Below are 21225 nucleotides of genomic sequence, written 5' to 3' on the forward strand. Positions count from 1 at the left end.
CAGTTGCAGCGTCTGCTTGGCGCTGCGCTTTCCCAAAGTGCCTCGGTAGTAGAGACCGCCGACGCCTGCATGAATATAATGCCCTCGTGGGCCAGTCCCGATACGAAGACCTTGCACGCCAACGGACGCGCCAACCCCGCCAGACGAGAAGTTAAAGCGGAAAGGTCCCGCACTAATCGATTTTCGAACGTAAAACCCCATCCCCGCAATCCCCCCCAAGCCCTGTGAGCGAAACCCAAGGGCAGTTCGCCTCACAACTTTGGTACCGGAACCAGTCCAATATCTGTCTCTCGCGAACGTTGCCTGACCCTGATCTCAATTCGCCTCCTCGCCTTGACGTCGCCGGCCTGTGCGCCGTCGGTGAGCCGGTCGCCAGGCAATATCAACTGGCCGCCGGACATTGGCAGGATGGTGAAGCCTTTCAGTTCCGGCATATCGCGCAGGATGCCTGTGACGGAGATCGCTCGCGCTAATCCAAGCCCGGCATTGTCGGCAGGATGGAGTGTGCCAATGTCCATCTTGCGCGCCAGTACGGGCTGAAGGCCTCTGTCCATATTCGATGAGTCACCGGACATCGCCTGCTCGTCCGTGTGGCCAATCACCTCAATGACGTCCACACCATAGGAAGTTGCAATTCCAGCAATGGTCTTCGACATCTGCCGCAACTTCGTTTTGAAGCCACCGGAAAGCTCCGCACTTCCAGTATCGAAATTATAGCCATCGAGCTCGCTAAGACTGATGATCGGTGGCCAATCGTGTGGCTTGTCAGCAGAGGCCTCGTTCCTTGCCTTCTTCAGTGCGTCAGCAAGATCCTTGGACGTCTTGCCCGTGCCAACGTAGCCGAGCTCGCGCAGAACCTTCATCTTCTCGATCATGGCTTTGGCCTGATCAACGTCGACGTCGTTGTCAGAGAGGACTTTGGCGGCCGGCGCGCTTTTCACCGCTTCCTCAAGGGTCAGTCCCACTTTTTTGATTGCCTCTGCGGCCTCTTTGGCCCGGACCAATTCACGCCATTCTTGATCTGGTACATTGCGTCGACTTGCAGGCTTGACCATGGCATTCAGCTGAGCCAGCAACCGCTTGTTTTCCTCGTCAAGCTTGCGAGCGTTCTCATTGAGGGACTGCGCAATCTTCTGCGCTGCCGCAGCCTCTTTCTTTGTCTTGGCGATGAGCGCGCCTGCAGCAAGCAAAAGGCAGAAAACGAGAAGCAGCATCGTCTCAGCCATCGTCAGGCCGAGTATCAGGCCGCGGCCATAGCCCTTGCGCTCAAACGTAATGGCTGTTCCGCTAACCTCACTCACCTGCCCCACCAACTTGCTCTCTTTGGCGGTTCACCCTTCTCCACCTCCGCCGGACTGCTTAACGATCGGAAGGTGTCGCCCTCCGTGTCATCCGAAACCTTGATTGGCGTCTCCACAGGGGAGGCAACAGTGGAAGGTGCCGCCACTCGCTCGACATCGTTCGCTATCGCATTGCTCAGAGGCTGGGGAGTGCGCACGGCCGGGAGGCTATGTTGTGTAAGGGTTGCGACGAGGCCGCGTGTTTCATTGCTGTGTTTCTGCATCACAGCCATGAACTCCTCAGTCAAACGCTGCTGCGCTTGGACAGTTTCTGCGGTCTTTTCTGCGGCCGCTGCCGCTCTCTCCACTCCAGTCGCCACCTTGATCACTGCGTCGGCAAGACCGGTCATCCGCGTTTGCTGCTCTTGCGAGGCTGTTTCGGTTTTTATCGCATATTGTGCGACAGCATTACCCAGGAGCTTGACCATCGGCGCCAGATCGTTCTTCAGCACCTCATCAGGAACAACCACCTTTTCCAGCTTGGCAGCCATATTGTCGGCTTGATTACCGAGCTTTCCAACAGAGTTGGACATCGAGCTGTTGGCTTTATCCAGCAAATCCGCTGCAGCTCCAACGCGGTTCGCTATCGAAGCAAACTGGGTTTCGACTTGCCCGAAATTGTGCTGCAACGCGTCACTGAGCTTGGCAGACGCCTCTTGGACAGGCTTGATCGATTCCATGGCAATATTGTCCAGGGCAGATCGAATGTGCTCCCCATTGCGTGCCGCTTGCTCGGCAATCTCTGCAAAGCCCTCTTCGAGCATTTGATGGCTGACACGACGAAAGTCGGCGAACTCCCTGGTTACGCTTTCCATCTCGGCTCTTACACGCCGTGTCATGTCGGCAAGTTCGTGCCTCGCCGTTCGCTCAATGTCCGCGGGATCGCGCCGCATCTGATTGTAGAAAACCCTCAGAGCAATACCGGTGATCGTCGACGTGATCGCGATGCCAAAATTTTGGACGATCGTGTCGGTTGAGCCTTCCGTTCCAAACTGAAACAGCGAGACCCCAAGGCTCGTCAGGGTGAACAGGAAGCCCATATAGTAGAGGTTATCGCCGGTCTGCTCGTCGTGCAGTTGTAGCTTTCCAGCAAAGATCGAAACCCCGAGATAGAAAAACATCAGGCAGGCCGGTGCTACCGCCGCGACGATCGGATTTACGCCTGAGAGTTTTGCAATGGCGATGAATACACACCCGCCGAGTGTCAATGCCGCGAAAACCACGACCGGCAGACGTGGATGATCCAGCAAAGGTTTGTCGTGCGCTCTCGCCATCAGTTTAACCCATCCAAGCCAACCAGCTTTTCGAACTCGCCGTGATGGTTCTGGACCCAATGTGTCCAGAACTCCGCGTGATCCAGGGTCTGAAATGGCTTCTTTGCCCGATCGATATAAAGAATTGTGATGCCCACCCCATCCAGCGACGTCCCATATGTGCGGTCGGCGGCGCTGTTGAGGTATTTTTGGTAATCCAGTCCCGATCGGTACTGCGAGTAAATCGTCGTATGCTCGATCATGTCAGAGGCGACCACCAATCGCTTGGGACTGCCCTGTTTGGCCAAGCTGCTATCGAAGAGCGACAGCTTGATTTTCTGAATTCCAGCCATGATCGGAGATTGGCTCGCGGAAGCCGCATTCGGGATTTCATCGGGAAGTTTGTTCAAAGGATCGCCGAAGGCGTTTTCCCACTTCTTTTGACGCCGCGCAGGATTGTTGGTCCAACTATCGACGGTCGACCCATCACCGGGATTGCATCCATCGAACATCACCGTCAGCTCACCAGGCGCCGAGCTCAGGGTATAAATCCTCACATACCCACCCGGCTCGACCTGCCCAATGGTCTTTCGGAACTCGTTCTTGAGATCAGCCATCGTCGTTGCCGAAATTGGATCAGTGGCGTCGATGAGGACGGCGGTCAGGCTGGAGGGTCCGTCCAATGGGCAATTCGTGTTGGCGTCGATATGGCCATTGCCAGACCTGGTCCACATCCAGCCGAAGCCGGCCAACATCGCAACGGATAGCACACCAAGGGCAATGGCCGCGGCAATGGTACCCGCATTGCCTTTCTTGCGTCTGCGGGTTCGCCTAGACATTCACGCTGTCCGGGTGAAGCTTATCAAGATCTCGGTACTGCTCAATTCCCCGTTCGCATTCCTGACCAATCAGACGAACCTGCTCGTTGAGTTCCTCCTGCGCCTGGCGAATTGATGCGCCAACATCTCCCTCATTCCACTCCCGCTCGCCGGTGACGTATGGCTTGATGCGATCAAGTTTGTAGGGCGTTCCGAAATGCTTGGGCGCCGGCTCGGTCCTCGCCTGGATGTTGGCTTCCCGATACATCGACAAAAGCTGATTGCAGGCTCGCTCCAATTGGTCTTGATGCTGCGCAAAAAGAGCCAGAAGCCTCGATCGATGATCGACAATCGCGCGGTGCTCGCGCCGGCGACTACCAAGCTGCTTGACGATTTCCTCCACTTTTTCGTTGTGGTCGTCGCGGACATCCTGCAGCTCTTCGATCAGTTCCTTCTTTCGATCGATGTAGTCATCGCGCCGTCGAACGAGCCGATTTTCAACGCCAGTGTAGCCTGGGTAAGGGTCGAGCACGAACCAGCCGTCGATAAAAGCGAAAAGCGAAAACATCAGGCCGATCGCAAACAGCAACCAGGACTTGATGTCCGTGAGACCCGCTGGATTGGCGAGCATATTACGGATGACCTCAGCGCCGGCGCCGTCAGCGAGCGAGCCGCTGACCTCACGGTAGTGCGCTAGCGCCAAGTTTATCGAAATCGCCAAGCCGATATAGAAAAGGATTGAAATGATCCCAACGAATTTTACGAAAAACGACCGATGGGTGACGAGACGAGCGCAGAAAACCGCCAGGAGCAAAGCCGCCCCGATGTTGATGAAAGAGAATGCCGCAGCCTCAAGGATGCCACCAAAAAATCCCTGCTCATTGCCCTTGGCCAGGAAGTTGCCGTTCATCGCTGTCTCGACCAGAAACAGAAATAGCAGAAGCGATAGCCGGAAAATGTGAGCGGCACCGTGCTGCACACGCGCGGCACGAACGAGACCGTGCTTCTCCTTAAACCATGCATGCTCTTTTTCGGCGTCGTTCAGGGCCCTTCTCAGGCCGTGAAGTTCATCGAGGCCCACGGCGACCGAGGCTTTGAAGTCCGAAACGCTAGCGGCATTCGTCTGACGGATTAGACCGAATTGTTCCTCGAAATCGAGGCCGGCAAGACGACCTCCAAGGAGTTGCAGGTTGTCCTCAAGAGTGTGATGCGCAGCCTTCTTCTCATCCTCAACGCGTTCCACGATGGCATGTTCGACATCGTCGAGATTCTTTGCCGTTTTCGGGGGTTGGTTCACCTCGCCGCGCTGCTTTCCGCGGTTAATGACATCCAGGTCGCCGTCGATCTTGGCAGGGTCCAGGCTGTTGAATAGCTGAGTGCTCGCCCGAAAATCGTGGTTGGATTCTCGCAGTGAGTCACGCAACTTATTTAGTTTTTCGAATTTAGAGCCCACGCACTCACAACCCCAACTTTACGCCCCCCGGCAGAGTGGTTTCTATGCATAGTAGAGCTAAAGGGCAACCGCACATTCACTTCTATCCACTTGCTAGTGCGGATCAGGCTCAATTGAGTTCCAACAAATGATCATGGCTGCTGATCAACTGGTTGATCGGCCGCGACTAGTCATGTCATGAGCCGTGCTGCGATGCTCTAAGGACAGAGTGCTACGAGCGGGTTCGCGACTGGGAAATTATCCACAGTCGTATACGTGTACTGGATCTCACCGCCCAGGCGAACGAAGGCAGATAGTTCCTCCGCACGACAGACATAGTTTTTGGTCATTTCATCGATCTTCTGGACATAGACCGGCCGCGAGACGCCAGCAGCCAACAATTTGGCGTCTACTTCCGCATCGGTCTGAGCCCAGGTGGCGTTGAAAACGATCCTTGGCCCGATTGCGATGATGCTCCGAACGGAGATGTTCGAACTGATCAGCATGGGCAATGCTGGAGCCATTTCGGTTTGCATTTTTTTTGCGTAGGCGCAGACGTCGGTCTTGGTGTACTTCGAGAGGCATTCATTTGCCGTCGCCACCCTTGGCCATGTCAGCAGGATCGCCAACGGGACGTGCATCAATCGCAATCCATCCAAAGTATTCTCCTCGCCCGATCTTGGCCTGCACAGAGGAGCATCTATCCTATTTGTGTTCACAGTGCCACGAGCAGCTTGTGCCCGACCGGCAATAGTGCTCTGTCTGAAATACTTTGGGAGGGCAATAAAATGAAAACAACATTTCTCGCGGCTATGGCCGCTGCAATAATCGCTTGCGCGACCGGCGCGTTTGCACACAGTGGCGGCACTGATGCCAACGGTTGCCATACCAACCATAAGACCGGCGCGTATCACTGTCACTGAAGGTCACGCCTTTCTGAGGGACACAAACATGCTGAAGAACATCATGTCAGCTCCGCTGGGCCTCCTCTTCATGCTGGGCGGGCCGATCACCTACGTGATGAATGTCGTCGACACATGGCAGGGCCATGCATCAGTGGTCGTAAAAATCCTGATTAACTTGAGCCTGGATGCGATGTTGGCGTTCATTTGGCCGATCACTTGGGCAATCTGGCTTTTCAAATATATGGCGGGCGCCGAAACTCCACTAACAACCGTGCTGGGCGTTTGAGGATCAAGTTTGCTGAAAATAATGCTTTTCGACGCCGGCCGGAACGGTCCGGTTGGTCTGCATCTGTGTAGCTATTGCCTCGCTGCTGGCGGTAGCGCCATGGCCGTACGGCTATTACCAATTCCTCCGCGTGGTGGTCTTTTTCGCCGGGATCTACTGCGGAGCCATGGTGTGGCGATCAGGCCCTGAAAATCGCACCCTGGCTTGGGCGCTGTTTGGAGCGGCAGCGATCTTCAACCCGTTCATGCCGGTTCATTTGCCGCGCGAGCTGTGGGCAATCTTCAACGTCGCAGCGGCTACTCTGTTCGGCTTTGTCGCATACCGGCACCGGAATTAAGCCGATAATCTGAGATGGCCAAGAGTGGACCTGAGACGCCGAAGGTCAAGGCGCGCCCGAGGGTCACCGTGTCACAGCCGTTGGCGCTTTATGCGGGAGATCTCCTCGAGCGGACGAAGGAGTACTTCGAGGCTTTCAACCATCTAGGCTCGGAGTCGGAAAAGGCGCATCTTTTTGCCCGTTATTTTCTATTTTCGCATGCCCTAGGTGTGGAGCTTCAACAGGTTGTCCTCGATCAGGGCGAGGCGACTGATAGGCGTTTTTGACTTTAGGCTGCCATGTGGACGATGCCAATTGTATCTGTGCAGCCAGACAGGCAGTTCGGCGGCACGATGATCGGATGTCGGATAGGCAATGGCGTAGGCCCATTCGCGCAGTGCTGTCTGGATGAAGCGCTCGGCCTTGCCATTGGTCTTGGGCGTATAGGGTCTTGTCGTGACGTGCTTGAGGCCGAGATCGCGGCAGGCCTTGGCGAAGGCCTTTGATCTGTAGCAGGAGCCGTTGTCGGTCATGACGCGGGCTATCGTGACGCCGAGGCTGGCGTAATAGGCGACCGCGGCCTTGAGGAAGGCGATGGCGCACTCCTTTTTCTCGTCGGGCAGGATTTGCGAGAAGGCGATGCGGGACGCGTCGTCGATGCAGACATGGACGAACTCCCAGCCGGCGCCGCGCGACTTGCCCTTTTGCGGATCGCCGGTGATACGATGGCCGACTTGGCTGAAGCGGCCGAGCTTCTTGATGTCGATATGGATCATCTCGCCGGGATGCTCCCGCTCGTAGCGCCGGACCGGTTCGGCCGGCTCGATATCCCTGAGCCGCGACAGCCCGGCACGCTTGAGAACCCGGCTGACGGTGGCGGGCGAGACGCCGACCTCATGGGCGATGTGCTTGCCGGTCAGCCGCTGGCGACGCAAGGCTGCGATGCGCTCGGCCACGGACTGTTCGGTCAGGCTCGGCATGACGGTGGGCCGCGACGAGCGGTCGACCATGCCGGCCCGCCCTTTGGTCTTATAGCGCTCGACCCAGCGCGCCACGATCTTGGCCGACACGCCATAGACGCGCGCCGCATGGGCTTTGGAAAAAGCGCCTTCTATCACCGATAACGCCATCTCCTCTCGACGCAGCGGTGTGAGACGGGCATTCTTGTGGATGTTCATTCGGACCCTCCGATGGATGCTGAAGCGTGGTAACTCCAGTCTCCTCGGTCCGGTCCGAATGGACAACCTCTCGAAAGCTCACACCTAGGATGGGTGCTGCCACGCGGCTCGGACTCAGCGTGCATTATCACGTAAATGTTGAGAGAATGAATGGCGCCGCGAAGGGCAATTCCAGCCGTCCAAAGCGACAGGCGTGTCGCGGCCTCGACATTGCAGTGGCGCTTACCTAACACGGCCTCACACTGCCCTCTAAACGGCCCCGAATTTGAACTGACGGCCCCTGGCCGGTTCATCGGGCAGGTCAAGGGCTAGGTGTAGTACACAGGGCTCATAACTTTCAGTTTCTAGTTGGTACGATGGGCCGTGGACGGTCGATGCAGACTTCAAGATGGCGAACGAAGCTCTCCATGCGTGCGTTGTCGAGGCAAGTGCCTTTGCCATGCTCGCGACTGGAGAGATTTCAAAATGAGCCTTGTAAGCGGAGAATGCCGCCGACGCTGTTCGGCTTGCTCGTGCCCTTGACGGCGGTAGGCTCGGCAGGGCCGAGGCCAGAGTTGCCGTAGTGGTCGTAATCGACCTCGGCTGTGACCGTGAAGCCGGGAACGACCATGTAGGCGACGTTTGCAGCCACACCAGCATCCTTGAGCTGATCACCCGAGACCTGAAGGTTGAACGAAGTTTTCTCGTCAAACTCGTAGGTGGCGCCCGCCCAGAAAGCCCACTGGCCGTTCCAGATTTTGTACGAGCCGCGCCCATGATTGGCAATTGCGCCGTTTGAGTCCTCGTTGAGACTGGCATTGGAACCGTAGCCGAAGAGTCCAAACAGCGACAGCTGGTTTGTGACAGCGACGTCGACGCGGATCTTGCCGGCAAAAGCTTCGTAATTGCTGTCATAAGCCGCGACGCCGATGATCGAGCCCCAGCCTTGCGTGTATTTCAAGCCGGCGACAACGTGCGGAATATAGCTGTCGATAGTACCGGCTGAGCCCGATCCTTGTTCGAGCGAAATCACAGTCGAAATGCCGTTGCCGGCGTCGAAGTGGTACTGAGCCACGTTGGTGTCGAAGCCGGCCGACGGAACGAGCATACTATCGAGAACGTTGCCAGCGTAGCTTGCAAACGTATCGAAGGCCGACCCCTCCTTGCCAACTCGCAGGCCTCCCAGCTCGACCCAGGCAGAAGCCAGTGCGAGGCCGCTGTTGAAATCATAGTTCTGAGGACTGTCATGCGAGTTAGCGCTGTTGCCAAAATTCACCTGGGTTTCGGTATAGGTCGTCAACGCGCCGAGCTCGGTCTGCTGGCCGGTCCAAGTTTTGAACGTGAAGCGTGTGCTGTTTCGCCAAGTGCCTTGGTCCTCGCCAGTTCTCACGTCCGAGGTTCTTGCGCTGTCATACGATCGGACGTCACCCAGGCCGATATCGTAACGGACATAGCCGCCGATGCGCAGGCAGGTCTCGGTGTTGGGAATATAGGAATATCCCGAGCCGAGGACGTCGCAGATCTTGATGTACTCGGCCGGTTCCCGCTCGGCGCCAGCTGCTCGACCGACGGAAATGGTCATCAGAGCAGTTAAGCCGAGAAGAGGACTCTTGATGTACATGTCTAGATCTCCATGAAGGAATAAAAAGGATAGAGGCGAAAGAGCAAGCTTTTCCTCTAAATTTTGTGCGTGTTGTCTCCAATATGTGGACGCCAAAGCGCTTGACACGAGAGGTGAGCCAGCGTAAAAGCCACATGTACTTATAATAGTGTTTTCTGCTAGGAGATTCATTATCGTTTACATGTGAAACACTCCGGTCGGACCGCTGCAGCTCTCCGAATAGAGCAGCAAGCGACATGCCAACCTGAAGCGTAGATGCGGCCGACACCAAAATCGGGCCGACGCGCCTTCGTCTCGCTGGAATCACTTTTTTTGAGGGTCACTGCGAAAAGAAATGTGCGACACGGTTCGCCATGTTCGATATGTGACAGTCTCGTTTAACAGCGACGGCTTCCCGTCTGACCGCAACGGAGGCCGCGCCATCCGCTACCGAGAAGGATCACTGCGCGTACGCTCCGCAAGGGCTGCGCCAGGAACAGAGGGCGTGCACGTCCGAGGCGTCGCATGGTGGCCGCAGCACCTTTTCGCCGCTGTAAGTTCGCCGTGCAGGTACATTGCGCGGCCGGAAGCGAGAGGGAGCGCACCCTGAAACGGCTGCCTACGGCTCGCCTCGAGTAATTGGCGATGAACAGTATTCTCGAGAACTTAGTCTCGACGGAAAGAGCAACGAAAGGAAGCCGCTTGGACGAGCACGATCCGAAGGAAGAACCGATCGAGACCATTTTCCGCAACGGCACAATCACTGCCGTGGGTATCCTGCTTGCCTTTTCCCTCGGCTTCCTCACTCATTGGGCCGCGAACCCCTTGCCATGGCAACTCTACGATCTGTTCGCCGTAGTGCCGATCCTGCTCGGCATCGCACTGCAGATGAGAGCGCTGTCCATGCTGCTCGACATGAGTTCCTTGCGGCGCCCCATCTACGAACGCGCCAATCGCATTTTCATGGTCGGCCTCATCCAGACCGCGTGTGGCGTCGGCATGGCCATCTTGGTCGATCTTTTCGGGATATCGGTAGGGGGCACGCTGCCCGGCGCTTGACGACAAGCCACACCGCTCTTCGCTCGAAGCGACGTCAAGCCGGGGAACCTTGTGCACCCCCTAGCGGCGTCCTCCTTTCATCAAATGAGCCGACGTCAGCTTTAGAGCGTCTCGGTGGCTAAAGCCGGTATGGTTTTTCGGCCGGCAGGGAAGGCCGCTGGCTGGACCTGGATGGCGTCTGAACGAGGCTTGACAGGTCCGTTGCGTCGGACATGAATTTCGCATTGCAAAGTTCTTCCGCAGACGCCTCAAGCACACTGCACTGGCGTCACGTACTCAGACGTTGAATGCGGCACCGCACCATCACCTCAGGCGCAACCATGGCACGCGCGCTCCCCGGCGTGGTTGACCCCATCCTGTCCAAACGAGACTGCGACATAAGCGGGACGCACTGACTTAGGTCAGAGACCAGGACGAGCGCGCAACGAAAGAATGATGGATGAGCGACGTGGGATGACAGCTCCTTGCACACCTCAATCCTGACAAAGTACCGGGACCCCCGGCCGCCTTGGTATACCATCTATCCGACTGTGCCAGACTTCTCTGCGGCAGTTGGTGCTGACGATTATGAGGAATGGCTGGGGGGCCTCCCGGCCGACGAATCGGTGTCGCTCTATTTCCACATTCCGTTTTGCCGATCCATGTGCTGGTATTGCGGCTTCCCTACCGCGGTCATCCGTCGCAACGGCCCGATCCTTAATTATTTAGCGGTGCTGCGTCAGGAGATCAGTTTGGTGTCGGAGCAAGTGCGGCAAGGGCTGCCGGTGAGCGATGTGCATTTCGGCGGCGGAACGCCTCACCTTATCGGGCCAGCCGAGCACTTGGCGCTGATGGAATTTCTACGCCGCCACTTCGCTTTCAGCAAAACTGCTGCGATCGCCGTGGAGATCGATCCCCGAACGTTCACACCGGAAATGGCCGAAGCCCTGGCAGCTAACGGTGTCAACCGCGCGAGCATCGGATGCAGAGCTTTGATCCCGATGTGCAAAGGCGATCAATCGGATCCAGAGTAAGGTGCAGACGGCCGCTGCAGTCCAAAATCTCCGCCGGCATGGCGTTGGCCATATCAACTTCGACCTCATCTTCGGTCTACCGAAACAGACTGTGCAGTCCTGCATCCAGACCGCGATGGCTGCGGTCGCCATGCGCCCCAACCGGCTTGCGGTGTTCGGATACGCGCATATTCCTTCCGTGATAAAGAATCAGCGCCTAATCGAGCAGGCAGGTCTACCGGACGGCGATCTTCGCGCCGAACAGGCTGCAACTGTCGCCGAGACACTGGTTGGCGCTGGCTACCGGGAGATCGGGCTCGATCATTTCGCTCCGCCGGACGACGAACTTGCGCTAGCGCCAGAAGACCGGGCGCCTACGGCGTAATTCGCTGGGATACTCGGCCGATACTTGCAAAACGTGATCGGCTTCGGCGCGTCGGCTATTGGCCGAGTCCGCGAGGGGTATGTTCAGAACGAAGTAACACGGGATTCTTACGCCCGGCACATCGCAAGTGGACGTCTGGCGACATCAAAGGGTCACCGTCTGACCGACGATGACCGGGTGCGCGCAGCGATCATCGAGCGACTGATGTGCGATTTGGAGGCCGACGTGCCGACCATCTGTGCCGCCCACGAAATCGAACCAGCTCGTTTTCTCGATTCAGTTGAGAGTTTGGTGACGCTGGCTGAGGAGGGGATCCTGGACGTCGAAAACGGCTTCATCCGCGTGCGGCCGGAGCACCGCTTTGTTGTTCGCGCCGTTGCTGCTGCATTCGATGCTTTTCTCGCGAATCGATGAGTTGAGGCCACGACGCCGAAAGGCATCAGACCTTGTTTGGCGCTCGTCGGCATGGGCTCTCGCAGAAGACTCCGCAAGCGTATGCAGGGGACTTCCACTTGACGCCGCGTTCACCATCATCTCGCCTGGGTGCGCGCGAAAGCGCACAACCCGGAGCACGCTGCTCTCGGTGTGAGGCTGTGCTCTGCAAAGCACCGGTGATCCACCCTGTCCCTGGACAGCAGCTTGATGGCGTCATCTTGGAGGACGAGAAAAGATTGTCGAGGTACGGGTACGAATTGCCTCGGTCGTCCGTTCAATCGAAAGCACTGTCTGCGGAGGCACCTCTCCTTCATGCAGTGACAGGAGATGCTGGGCGACTTCCTTATCTGCTGCGGTGAGTCGATGATTTAGGCGGAGAAAGTCCATCCAGGTGGGGGTGCGGAATGTCTCCGTCCAAAGTGACGGTGTTTGCAGATTTCGCTGGAGCGTCCAGTTTCGTGCACCGGCACGGCTCTGGACGTGTCGCCGCGTGCGCATGGAGCCCAGAAAGGCCTCGATATTTTCCTCCGATATCAAATACTCGACCTTGGCCACGATAGGGCCACTTCTGGGTTTCAGATCGAGAGCCACGTCCGGCGGATGAAAAACTGAACTTTCTTGATCGGTTTCTTCCCAGGGACGGACCGGCAACACGATCCCCGCTGCTGCAACCAGCAACAGAGCGCCTGCGGCGCCCTCCAATGCTGAGGTCAAGGAATAGTTTTGCGCGACAGAACCCCAGATCCAGCTGCCAGCAGCCATACCGCCTGCGCTCAAGGCGTAGTAAATGGAGAGCGTGCGGCCTACAACCCACCTTGGGCTTGCCAACTGCACCGACACGTCAATGCCCGTCCAGGTGATAAGCCAACCCGCTCCGCCGAGCGCCAGCGAAATGGCCGCCACAGGAAGCGACGATGTAAGGGCAAGGGAGAGGCAACAGACTGCACAAGCCACAGAGGCGAAGGCCACCAGCCTGTTTTGAGACGTGACCTTCCTCAAGAAGCCGTTGCCCATACCCGCGATGAAAGCACCCATGCCGAAGCCGGCCAATAAGATACCGTAGACAATTGGCCCACTCTTCAACTGATCCCGGACGACGAGGGGGAGCAACGCCAGAATGGAGATGCTTGCCAACCCGAAAAGAGCGGCTCGGGCGGTCGCTGCCCTGATCTCCAAAGACATCGCCGTAAAGCGCACTCCGTCATGAATTGCCGTCGTCATTCTCTCACGAGGGAGAGGCGAAGAGCGGACCTCCCATTTGGTGCGCCATATCGCGCTTATGGGCGCCAGATCACTCACCGCAGCCAAGGCGAAAGCGGCCAGCGGCCCAAAGACGGCCAGGATCACGCCCCCCAAGGCTGGACCAACGCTGCGCACAATGTTGTATCCGACGGACATAAGCGTCACTGCGGCCGGAATGTCGCGTTTGTGAAGGATATCGCCGACCGAAGCGTGCCAAGCCGGATCATTCAAGGCAAAGCCGCAGCCGGCCAGGAAACCTAACCCGAGAATCAGCCAAGGACTGACAAATCCCAGACCCACAGAAATCATCAGCGTCGTCGACGCCGATGCTATCAGGCAGTGTCCCGCAAACATCACCCACCGGCGGCTGAAGTTGTCGGCAATGGCTCCGGCGAAAACTGAGAGGAAGAACACCGGCAATGTGGATGCGGCCTGGACGAGTGCCACCATGAGGTCGGACGCTGAAATCGTTGCCATAAGCCAACTGATGGCGACCGTTTGCACTAGCCAACCGAGGCTGGAAATCTGGGTGGCCGCCCAAATTGAGCGAAACACCTTGTTTCGAAATGGGGCGAGCGTCTTTGAAACGGGCGGTTGGGGATTTTCGCTCTGCATGAGGTATTGCTGGCCTTCGATGAGCGCTGCGATTTGAGCAAGCGGGTCGATACTTAGACATCGCGGAGCACCGCACGGACCCCAGCTCTATGGAGCTTGCCGGCGACTATTTGCGTATTGAGCCATTCTCATAGTCTCATTCATGAGCAGTCCTGTGCGCAAGCATTGCTTTGCTAAATTCCCACCACAAGCGCGCCGCCGCTGAGACCCGCACCCGCTGCCGCCAAGAGGACTTTCTCGCCAGGCCGAAACGGCTGCGCCCGATGGGCCAGCGACAATGAGAGCGGGATCGTCGCGGCGGAAGAGTTGCCATATTCGGCGATCGTCTTGACGATCGAGTGATCAGCGATGCCGAGGTTCCTGCCGACCGCGTCGAAAATGCGCGCATTGGCCTGATGCGGCACGAAACGATCGAGGTCTTGCGGCCTCAGTCGGGCAGCAGTGAGCGCATCTCTCGAGCAGGCGGTCATCATCTCCACGGCCTTGCTGAATACTTCACGGCCGTCAGTGATCGTCATCCGTGTCTGCGCGAGGTCGAGGTCGGCATGGAACGGAGTGTTGCTTCCCCCGGCGGGAATCTGGATTAGCCCGTAGCGCGAGCCGTCGGAATCCACCGAAGCGCCGAGAATGCCTCGATCCGGGTCATCGCAAGGACTGATCACCATGGCGCCGGCGGCATCGGCAAACAGCACGGCGCTGGCGCGCTCGGCCAAATTGATGCGGTGGCTGAGGATGTTGGCGGCGATGACAAGGCTCGCTTTGCCGTGCAGGCGGGTGAACCCGTCGGCGAACATCAGCGCATAGATGAAGCCGGCGCAGGCGCCGGTCAGGTCGATCGCTCCGGCGCGGCCTAGCCCCAGCCGATGTGCGACCAGCGGCGCGCTTGGCGGCAGAAGGTGATCGGGCGTCGACGTGGCGAGCAAGAGTAGACCGACGTCGCCGCGGTCGATACCGGCATTGGTCAGCGCCATGTCGCCGGCAGAGGCGGCAAGGCCCGACAGCGTGTCTTCGTCTGTTGCCCAGAAGCGCGAGCGAATTCCGGTGCGCCGCTCGATCCAGCCGGGCTCAAGCCCGAGCCGGTCTTCGATTTCCGGGTTCTCGACCTTGCGCGTCGGCGCATGATGGCCGAAGCCGAGAACGCGCGACGATAGGTTCATGGCCGCGAGCCGAAGCGTTCGCCGGCCTCCTCTATCGCGTCATAGAGCCCGTCCAATTCGTCGCTGGTGATGCAATAGGGCGGCAGAAGATAGAGGACATTGCCGAGCGGGCGCACCAACAGGCCGCGCTCAAGGAAAAAAGCGCGCAGTTTTGGCCCGATCTCGGCCAGATAACCGGCTGAGCCGGTGCGTAGGTCGAGTGCCGCGATGGTGCCGGTTGTCCGGCAGTCGGTGAAATATGGATTGTCCCGGAAGCGTTGCAGCCCCGCGGCCTGCCTCGCGCTCAAGACCGCGATCCGCTCGGCCACCGGCTCGTCACGCCAGATCTCGACATTGGCAAGTGCTGCCGCGCAGGCGATCGGATTGGCGGTGTAGGAGCTCGAATGGAAAAACGTCTTCTTGCGATCCTCCGAAAAGTGAGCGTGGAAGATGGCATCGGTGGCGATCGTGGCGGCCAGCGGGATGGTACCACCGGTCAGACCTTTCGAGGTGCACAAGATGTCGGGCGAGACGGACGCCTGTTCGCAGGCAAACATGGTTCCGGTGCGCCCCCAGCCGGTCATCACTTCATCGGCGATCACGAGCGTGCCGGAGGCTTCGGCGATCCTCTTCAATTCGGCAAGAACCCAGGCCGGATACATCAGCATGCCGCCGGCGCCAAGCACCAGCGGCTCGACGATCAGCGCGGCTGCGCGCCGGTCGCGGCTAACGGCCTCGAACCGATCCAGCGTTTCCTGCTCGCGCCCGGCGGCCGGGAAGGGGATGGTGTCGACCTCGAACAGCAAAGGCTCATAGGCGGCGTTGAAGACGCCACGGGCGCCGACGCTCATCGTGCCGATGGTGTCGCCATGATAGCTGTGCTCCATGACGGCGATGCGCGAACGCGACGCGCCGATGTTACGGAAATAGCCGAGCGCCATCTTCAGCGCGACTTCGACTGAGGTCGAGCCACTGTCGGAATAGAACACCCGGTGGAGGCCGGCGGGTGCGATGCCTACAAGCGCCTCGGCCAGCCGTTCGGCCGGCTCGTGGGTGAAGCCCGCGAAGATGATCTGGTCGAGGCTCGAGGCGGTCGTCTCGATGGCCTTCATGATGCGGGGGTGGCGATGGCCATGGGTGACGACCCACCAGGAAGAAATCGCATCGAGGATGCGGAAGCCGTCGGCCTTGTGGAGATAGGCGCCTTCAGTCAGCACGATTTCAGGGAGCGAGGGCTCTAGCGCGTGCTGCGTGAACGGATGCCAGACTCGAGACTCCGCCATCAGTCGCCTCCGGCAATCATGGCCAGGTCGAAGCCGGAAATCATTGCATCTCTCAACGTTTCACCCGTCAGCGGACCGAGGTGCGGCAGCCTGCCCAGCTGCGGCACGCCGCCGAATTCCACGATTGTCCTTTGTGTATCGGCCACCTCTTCGCCAATGAAGGCAATGCCGATGAGCGGGATGGAGCGGGCTCTCAGGGCCTCGATCGACAACAGCGTATGATTGATGGTGCCAAGCGCGGTGCGGGCGCACAGTATGACCGGCAGCCGCCATTGTTCGAATATGTCAATGAACCTTGTCTGTCGATTGAGCGGCACCATCAGCCCGCCGGCGCCTTCGATGACGAGCGGTGTCGGCAGGACCGGAAATGAAAGATCGTCGGCCTCGATCGCGACGCCGTCGATTTCGGCTGATCGATGCGGCGACAGCGGCATCGTCAGTCGATAGACTTCGGGCAGCACGCGTCCGTCGGGCAAGCCGGAAAGCCGGGCGACGACCTCGCTGTCGGTCTCCTCGTTGAGGCCCGATTGCACCGGCTTCCAGTAGAAGCCGTCGAGCAGCCCGGCAAGTCCGGCCGAAAACACTGTCTTGCCAATTCCAGTGTCTGTTCCGGTGACGACGATGCGTTTGGTCATGCTGTGGCCAACACTCCGACGAGAGCCTCGACCATGGCGGAAATGTCGGCTTCGTCGACGTTGAGAGTCAGCGAAATGCGCAGGCGCGACGTACCCTCAGGCACTGTCGGCGGGCGAATGCCGCGTATGTCGAAGCCGCGTGCCTGCAGTCCTGCCGCCACCGCCATGGTGCGGCTGTTATCGCCGATCACAAGCGGCTGGATCTGCGAGCCGCTGGGCATCACGCCGCAGCGTTCGGCCAATTGCCGGCTCGCGAAAGCGACACGCTCGTGCAACTGAGCACGACGCATAGGCTCGTCAGACAGAATAGTCAGCGCCTCACGTGCCGCGACTGCCATCAGCGGCGATGGTGCGGTCGCATAGATGAATGGCCGGCACCGGTTGATAAGATAGTCGCACAGTGTTCGCGGTCCGGTAACGAGCGCGCCGGATGCGCCAAGCGCCTTGCCGCATGTGTGGAGCGTGACGATGTTGTCGCGGCCTTCATACGCGGCGGCCAGTCCCCGGCCGTCCGGTCCCCAGACGCCGGTGGCATGCGCTTCATCGACGACGATGAATGCCTGGTACCGATCAGCCAGCGCGACCAGGCTCTCCATCGGCGCACGGTCGCCATCCATGCTGTAAAGGCTTTCGAAGGCGATCCACACCCGCCCCATGCCGCCTTCGGCGCGCCAGCGGGTGATTGCGTCCTCGACAGCGTCGACGTCGTTGTGCGCGGCCAGCTTGAACTCAGCGCGCCCGGCCTGGGCACCCTCATGCATGCTGGCATGAGCGAGCTCGTCGAGGACCAGCAGGTCGCCTTTCTGCGGCAGGGCCGTCAGCAGAGCGAAGTTGGCGATATAGCCGCTGCCGAAGAACAGTGCACGCTCGGCTCCGAAAAATGCCGCTGCGTCCGCCTCCAGTTGCTCATGTTCCGGTGCATTGCCGCGCAACAGCCGCGATCCGGTGGCGCCCACTGGCGTGCCCCGCGCAATCGCCGTCGAAACCGCATCGCCCAGTCTTTTGGAGGCGGCAAGTCCGATATAGTCGTTCGACGAGAAGTCGAGCCCGGCGCGCGGTGCGAGCGTCCGCAACCGGTCCTTGCGCCCCAGTCCCCGCAAGGTTGCGTCATAGCGGGCAAGAATTGCCTCCTTCATTGCGTGGCGAGTTCCATAGGCTCAATGCCGAGGCGCCGGAACAGAAGGGTATCCTTGTCCTCGCCGGGATTTCCCGCCGTCAGCAGCGTGTCGCCGACAAAGATCGAATTGGCGCCGGCAAAGAAGCACAGCGCCTGCGTTTCGTCGCTCATCGCCGTCCTGCCGGCGGACAGCCTTACATAGGATTTCGGCATCATCACCCGCGCGAGCGCAACGATGCGGACGAAATCGATCGGATCGATGGCGTCGGCCGCGGCAAGCGGCGTGCCTTCGATGGGAATAAGCATGTTGATCGGCACGCTTTCCGGCGGCTCGGGCAGGTTCGCGAGCGTGACCAGCATGTCGATGCGATCGGTCTTTTCTTCTCCCATCCCGACAATGCCGCCGCAGCAGACTTTCATCCCAACCGCGCGCACGTGCCCAAGCGTTTTCAGCCGGTCGGCAAAAGTCCTGGTTGAAATAACCTCGCCATAGTAGCGCTCAGAGGTATCGATGTTGTGGTTATAGTAGTCGAGACCGGCCTGCTTCAGGCGAGCAGCTTGCTCAAGATCGAGCATGCCGAGCGTCATGCAGGTCTCCATGCCGAGGGCCTTGACGCCCTCAATCATGGCGACCACAACGTCCATGTCGCGCTCCTTGGGACTTCGCCACGCCGCGCCCATGCAATAGCGCGTTGCGCCGCCATCACGCGCCTTGGCCGCTTCGTCGATGACATGCTTGACGTCCACCAGCTTCGACGCCTTCACACCGGTTTCGTAATGCGCAGACTGGCTGCAATAGCCGCAATCTTCGGGGCACCCGCCGGTCTTGATGCTAAGGAGCCGCGACAGCTGCACTCGGTTTCGATCGAAGTTCTGGCGGTGGATCGTCTGAGCCAGGAACAGCAGATCGTTGAATGGCATGCCGTAGATGGCCTCGGCCTCTTTGCGGTTCCATCGCGGAGGCGTTCCGTCGACCGATTGCATGGTCTGGTTCACGTCGAACTCCGAGTTCATTCCAATCGTCATCGTCAAACCTTTGTTTGCTAGTCCGGTACGCCTTCTTGGCTTTGGGGCGCACTCGCTAAAGGCGAGCTGCGGCACGTCTTTCCAGCACCTCCTACGCCTGCCGAGCTGATGTTGCTCCTCACGCCGTAATCCTCAGTTCAAGTGCTTGCAGATGTTCTGGTGGTCCGGCATGTCCAGGCCGATGTCGAGGATCGGGGCGCTGTGCGTCAGCCAACCCATGGAGATGAGATCGACACCGGTCGCCGCAATCGCCGCCGCCGTTTTCGGCATCACCCGACCGGACGCCTCGGTGATCGTACGGCCATCCACTATAGAAACCGCGCGGGCAAGATCCTCGACCGACATATTGTCGAGCAGCACCGCGTCAACACCAATCGCGAGCGCTGCATCGAGCTGCTTCAGCGTGTCGACCTCGACCTCGACCTTCACCATATGCCCTGCTGCGGCGCGCGCCCGCTCTATTGCTGTGCGCATATCGCCGGCGATCGCGATGTGGTTGTCCTTTATGAGCACGCCGTCATCGAGGCCGAACCGGTGATTGGCACCGCCGCCGACGCGCACGGCGTATTTCTCCAATGCCCGCAGCCCGGGCGTCGTCTTTCGCGTCGATACAATCCTCGCCTTGTGACCGCGCACGGCCTCAACCATGGCCGCTGTGGCAGTGGCAATGCCGCTCAGCCGGCATAAGAAATTGAGGGCCGTGCGTTCGGCCGTGAGCAGGCCTCGTGCGGGTCCGGACAATCTTGCAATGGTTTCCCCGGCCCCAACCTCGCTGCCATCAGGGCGCCAGATCTGGATGTTGATCGCCGGTTCCACGAGAAGGAAGGCATACGAGACCAGATCGAGCCCGGCAACGACGCCCGCCTGCCTCGCTTTGAGCACCAACGTGGCAGTGCAATCATACGGGATAACCGCATCGGTGGTCAGGTCGCCGGATCTGCCCAGGTCTTCGAGGAGCGCAACGCGCACAATCGGTTCGATCAGGGTCGCGGGGAGGGGGGAGAATGAAGTCATATCAAGTGCTCCGTATGGTAGCCCGGCAATCGAGTGCGGCCGCGGCCCGCATTGCGCTGTGCAGTGTCAGCCGTGATGGGCGCACGTTGGCATCGTGGAGCGGGAAATCGGACCGACAGTGCGCGCCTCGACTCTCTTCCCGCCTCAGGGCCGCCGCGGCGATCATCAGTGAGACCAAAGCCGGACCAGAGGCAGCGACACTATTGGCTGCGATCGGCAGCAGGGTCGCCACCGCTTCGCGCATTGCCTCGCCGTCGCGGATGATACCCAGGGCGGCGGAGACAATCGGGCGGACCACGGAAGCGTCTGGTCGTGGAGGGACGAATGTGGAGCATCTGCGCGGTCGCCGGGTATACGACGTGCCGGCAACGCTTTCGGCAACCCAGCTCGCGGTGACCGCCGCTTCGGTGAGCGAGTTGCTGGCCAGGCGGTTGGCGCCGTGCAGGCCGGTACAGGCCACCTCACCGCAGGCCCACAATCCCTCGATGGAGCTGCGGCCGGCGCTGTCTACGGCGACGCCGCCCATGTGATAATGTGCCGCCGGGCGCACCGGGATCAGGTCGGTCGCTGGGTCGATTCCTGCGCTCCGGCACAATTCGGCGATGCCTGGAAAACGCTTGCCAAATCTCGGGCCGAGACTTTGCCGTGCGTCCAGGAATACGCGGCGTCCAACGGCAAGCTGGTGCCAAATGGCGCGCGCTACGACGTCGCGAGGCGCAAGTTCACCGCCAGGTGTGTCGGCGAGGAAGCGCTCTCCTCGCTCATCGATGAGCACCGCGCCTTCGCCACGCACGGCTTCGCTCACCAGCGGCATCGGCCGGCGCGGACCGTCGAGCGCAGTTGGATGGAACTGTATGAATTCCAAGTCGGCGAGTTCCGCCCCCGCCCATGCGGCGAGCGCCAGCCCGTGACCCCATGAGCCAGCGGGGTTTGTCGTGTCGCAAAACAGCCCGCCGACGCCGCCGGTCGCCAGCACCGCGCGACGCGTGGGCAGAGCGAGCGCGCCGGCTCGTCCTGCTGCGACCACGGCGATGACCGACCCGTCCTGCACGACCAGCCGGCGGACCTCCACATTTTCGATAATGGTGATCGAGGCTGTACGCCGAACCGCGGCGACGAGCGCGCGCACCAACTCGCGACCGGTGGCGTCGCCGGCTGCATGCACAATCCGCCGTCGCG

At 59.6% G+C, this 21225-nt stretch carries 20 protein-coding genes and 1 pseudogene; 5 read left to right on the forward strand and 16 right to left on the reverse strand.

Annotated elements, in window-relative coordinates:
- The 6 genes from EN925_RS01990 to EN925_RS02015 all read right to left on the reverse strand — a co-directional run.
- A partial coding sequence (locus EN925_RS01990) for a DUF4236 domain-containing protein (protein ID WP_128336302.1) occupies window positions 1-201 on the reverse strand: 201 nt, incomplete at its 3' end.
- Between the two features lie 50 nt (window positions 202-251).
- The gene (locus EN925_RS01995; protein WP_224571173.1) at window positions 252-1310 is read right to left on the reverse strand and encodes a hypothetical protein; all 1059 of its coding nucleotides are present in this window, start codon (window positions 1308-1310) and stop codon (window positions 252-254) included.
- Window positions 1298-2614: a hypothetical protein gene (locus tag EN925_RS02000; protein ID WP_063169428.1), complete on the reverse strand. Its 1317-nt coding sequence runs from the start codon at window positions 2612-2614 to the stop codon at window positions 1298-1300. Before EN925_RS02000 ends, EN925_RS01995 begins: the two co-directional genes overlap by 13 nt.
- Complete coding sequence (locus EN925_RS02005) at window positions 2614-3432, reverse strand: hypothetical protein (RefSeq protein WP_063169429.1); 819 nt, start codon at window positions 3430-3432, stop codon at window positions 2614-2616. The genes EN925_RS02000 and EN925_RS02005 overlap by 1 nt, the downstream gene beginning before the upstream one ends.
- Window positions 3425-4864, reverse strand: coding sequence for a hypothetical protein (locus EN925_RS02010; RefSeq protein WP_063169430.1), 1440 nt, complete (start codon window positions 4862-4864; stop codon window positions 3425-3427). The genes EN925_RS02005 and EN925_RS02010 overlap by 8 nt, the downstream gene beginning before the upstream one ends.
- 197 nt (window positions 4865-5061) lie before the next feature.
- Window positions 5062-5502, reverse strand: a complete 441-nt coding sequence (locus EN925_RS02015; RefSeq protein WP_126066778.1) for a hypothetical protein — start codon at window positions 5500-5502, stop codon at window positions 5062-5064.
- 153 nt (window positions 5503-5655) lie between these two features.
- Here EN925_RS02015 and EN925_RS41595 point away from each other — a divergent pair, with 153 nt between their 5' ends.
- Genes EN925_RS41595 through EN925_RS02030 form a run of 3 tightly spaced genes read left to right on the forward strand, consistent with a single transcriptional unit; the run spans window position 5656 to window position 6371 of the window.
- Window positions 5656-5766: a YHYH domain-containing protein gene (locus EN925_RS41595; RefSeq protein ID WP_095770035.1), complete on the forward strand. Its 111-nt coding sequence runs from the start codon at window positions 5656-5658 to the stop codon at window positions 5764-5766.
- 28 nt (window positions 5767-5794) lie between these two features.
- Entirely contained in the window at window positions 5795-6034 is a 240-nt protein-coding gene (locus EN925_RS02025) for a hypothetical protein (RefSeq protein ID WP_082826591.1), read from the forward strand.
- A gap of 52 nt (window positions 6035-6086) precedes the next feature.
- Window positions 6087-6371: a DUF6804 family protein gene (locus tag EN925_RS02030; RefSeq protein ID WP_063169433.1), complete on the forward strand. Its 285-nt coding sequence runs from the start codon at window positions 6087-6089 to the stop codon at window positions 6369-6371.
- 203 nt (window positions 6372-6574) lie between these two features.
- Here EN925_RS02030 and EN925_RS02035 read toward each other — a convergent pair whose 3' ends face one another.
- On the reverse strand, window positions 6575-7528 hold the full coding sequence (locus EN925_RS02035; RefSeq protein ID WP_063169259.1) for an IS481 family transposase: 954 nt from the start codon (window positions 7526-7528) through the stop codon (window positions 6575-6577).
- Between the two features lie 460 nt (window positions 7529-7988).
- The gene (locus tag EN925_RS02040; protein ID WP_063169258.1) at window positions 7989-9128 is read right to left on the reverse strand and encodes a porin; all 1140 of its coding nucleotides are present in this window, start codon (window positions 9126-9128) and stop codon (window positions 7989-7991) included.
- Window positions 9129-9809: 681 nt separating this feature from the next.
- Here EN925_RS02040 and EN925_RS02045 point away from each other — a divergent pair.
- Together EN925_RS02045 and hemN are read left to right on the forward strand one after the other, a co-directional pair.
- Window positions 9810-10166 carry a hypothetical protein gene (locus EN925_RS02045; protein WP_024505577.1) on the forward strand — a complete coding sequence of 119 codons (357 nt, stop codon included), beginning with the start codon at window positions 9810-9812 and terminating at the stop codon, window positions 10164-10166.
- Between the two features lie 464 nt (window positions 10167-10630).
- Window positions 10631-11957, forward strand: a pseudogene (gene hemN / locus EN925_RS02050) (oxygen-independent coproporphyrinogen III oxidase).
- 234 nt (window positions 11958-12191) lie between these two features.
- On the opposite strand, the gene EN925_RS02055 reads toward hemN, so the two are convergent.
- From EN925_RS02055 to EN925_RS02090, 8 genes are all read right to left on the reverse strand, one after another.
- Entirely contained in the window at window positions 12192-13835 is a 1644-nt protein-coding gene (locus EN925_RS02055) for an MFS transporter (RefSeq protein ID WP_063169257.1), read from the reverse strand.
- A gap of 173 nt (window positions 13836-14008) precedes the next feature.
- Complete coding sequence (locus EN925_RS02060; RefSeq protein WP_063169256.1) at window positions 14009-14992, reverse strand: beta-ketoacyl-ACP synthase III; 984 nt, start codon at window positions 14990-14992, stop codon at window positions 14009-14011.
- Complete coding sequence (locus EN925_RS02065) at window positions 14989-16254, reverse strand: adenosylmethionine--8-amino-7-oxononanoate transaminase (protein ID WP_063169255.1); 1266 nt, start codon at window positions 16252-16254, stop codon at window positions 14989-14991. Before EN925_RS02065 ends, EN925_RS02060 begins: the two co-directional genes overlap by 4 nt.
- Window positions 16254-16889, reverse strand: coding sequence for a dethiobiotin synthase (bioD, locus tag EN925_RS02070; protein WP_063169254.1), 636 nt, complete (start codon window positions 16887-16889; stop codon window positions 16254-16256). Before bioD ends, EN925_RS02065 begins: the two co-directional genes overlap by 1 nt.
- The gene (locus EN925_RS02075; protein ID WP_024505572.1) at window positions 16886-18025 is read right to left on the reverse strand and encodes an 8-amino-7-oxononanoate synthase; all 1140 of its coding nucleotides are present in this window, start codon (window positions 18023-18025) and stop codon (window positions 16886-16888) included. The genes bioD and EN925_RS02075 overlap by 4 nt, the downstream gene beginning before the upstream one ends.
- The gene (gene bioB / locus EN925_RS02080) at window positions 18022-18990 is read right to left on the reverse strand and encodes a biotin synthase BioB (protein WP_224570943.1); all 969 of its coding nucleotides are present in this window, start codon (window positions 18988-18990) and stop codon (window positions 18022-18024) included. The genes EN925_RS02075 and bioB overlap by 4 nt, the downstream gene beginning before the upstream one ends.
- Window positions 18991-19164: 174 nt before the next feature.
- Window positions 19165-20046, reverse strand: a complete 882-nt coding sequence (gene nadC, locus EN925_RS02085; protein ID WP_063169252.1) for a carboxylating nicotinate-nucleotide diphosphorylase — start codon at window positions 20044-20046, stop codon at window positions 19165-19167.
- A gap of 1 nt (window position 20047) precedes the next feature.
- The coding region (locus tag EN925_RS02090; protein WP_128336303.1) for an L-aspartate oxidase at window positions 20048-21225 on the reverse strand (1178 nt) is incomplete at its 5' end.

Origin of the sequence: Mesorhizobium sp. M7A.F.Ca.US.006.04.2.1 (assembly GCF_004022915.1) — a bacterium.
GTDB lineage: Bacteria > Pseudomonadota > Alphaproteobacteria > Rhizobiales > Rhizobiaceae > Mesorhizobium > Mesorhizobium ciceri.

Excerpts from the sequence above, each read along its gene's own strand:
- EN925_RS02000 (WP_063169428.1), bottom strand. The coding sequence starts at position 2,614 with ATGGCGAGAGCGCACGACAAACCTTTGCTGGATCATCCACGTCTGCCG.
- EN925_RS02005 (WP_063169429.1), bottom strand. The coding sequence starts at position 3,432 with ATGTCTAGGCGAACCCGCAGACGCAAGAAAGGCAATGCGGGTACCATT.
- EN925_RS41595 (WP_095770035.1), top strand. The coding sequence starts at position 5,656 with ATGGCCGCTGCAATAATCGCTTGCGCGACCGGCGCGTTTGCACACAGT.
- EN925_RS02025 (WP_082826591.1), top strand. The coding sequence starts at position 5,795 with ATGCTGAAGAACATCATGTCAGCTCCGCTGGGCCTCCTCTTCATGCTG.
- EN925_RS02035 (WP_063169259.1), bottom strand. The coding sequence starts at position 7,528 with ATGAACATCCACAAGAATGCCCGTCTCACACCGCTGCGTCGAGAGGAG.
- EN925_RS02040 (WP_063169258.1), bottom strand. The coding sequence starts at position 9,128 with ATGTACATCAAGAGTCCTCTTCTCGGCTTAACTGCTCTGATGACCATT.
- EN925_RS02055 (WP_063169257.1), bottom strand. The coding sequence starts at position 13,835 with ATGCAGAGCGAAAATCCCCAACCGCCCGTTTCAAAGACGCTCGCCCCA.
- EN925_RS02060 (WP_063169256.1), bottom strand. The coding sequence starts at position 14,992 with ATGAACCTATCGTCGCGCGTTCTCGGCTTCGGCCATCATGCGCCGACG.
- EN925_RS02065 (WP_063169255.1), bottom strand. The coding sequence starts at position 16,254 with ATGGCGGAGTCTCGAGTCTGGCATCCGTTCACGCAGCACGCGCTAGAG.
- bioD (WP_063169254.1), bottom strand. The coding sequence starts at position 16,889 with ATGACCAAACGCATCGTCGTCACCGGAACAGACACTGGAATTGGCAAG.
- EN925_RS02075 (WP_024505572.1), bottom strand. The coding sequence starts at position 18,025 with ATGAAGGAGGCAATTCTTGCCCGCTATGACGCAACCTTGCGGGGACTG.
- bioB (WP_224570943.1), bottom strand. The coding sequence starts at position 18,990 with ATGCAATCGGTCGACGGAACGCCTCCGCGATGGAACCGCAAAGAGGCC.
- nadC (WP_063169252.1), bottom strand. The coding sequence starts at position 20,046 with ATGACTTCATTCTCCCCCCTCCCCGCGACCCTGATCGAACCGATTGTG.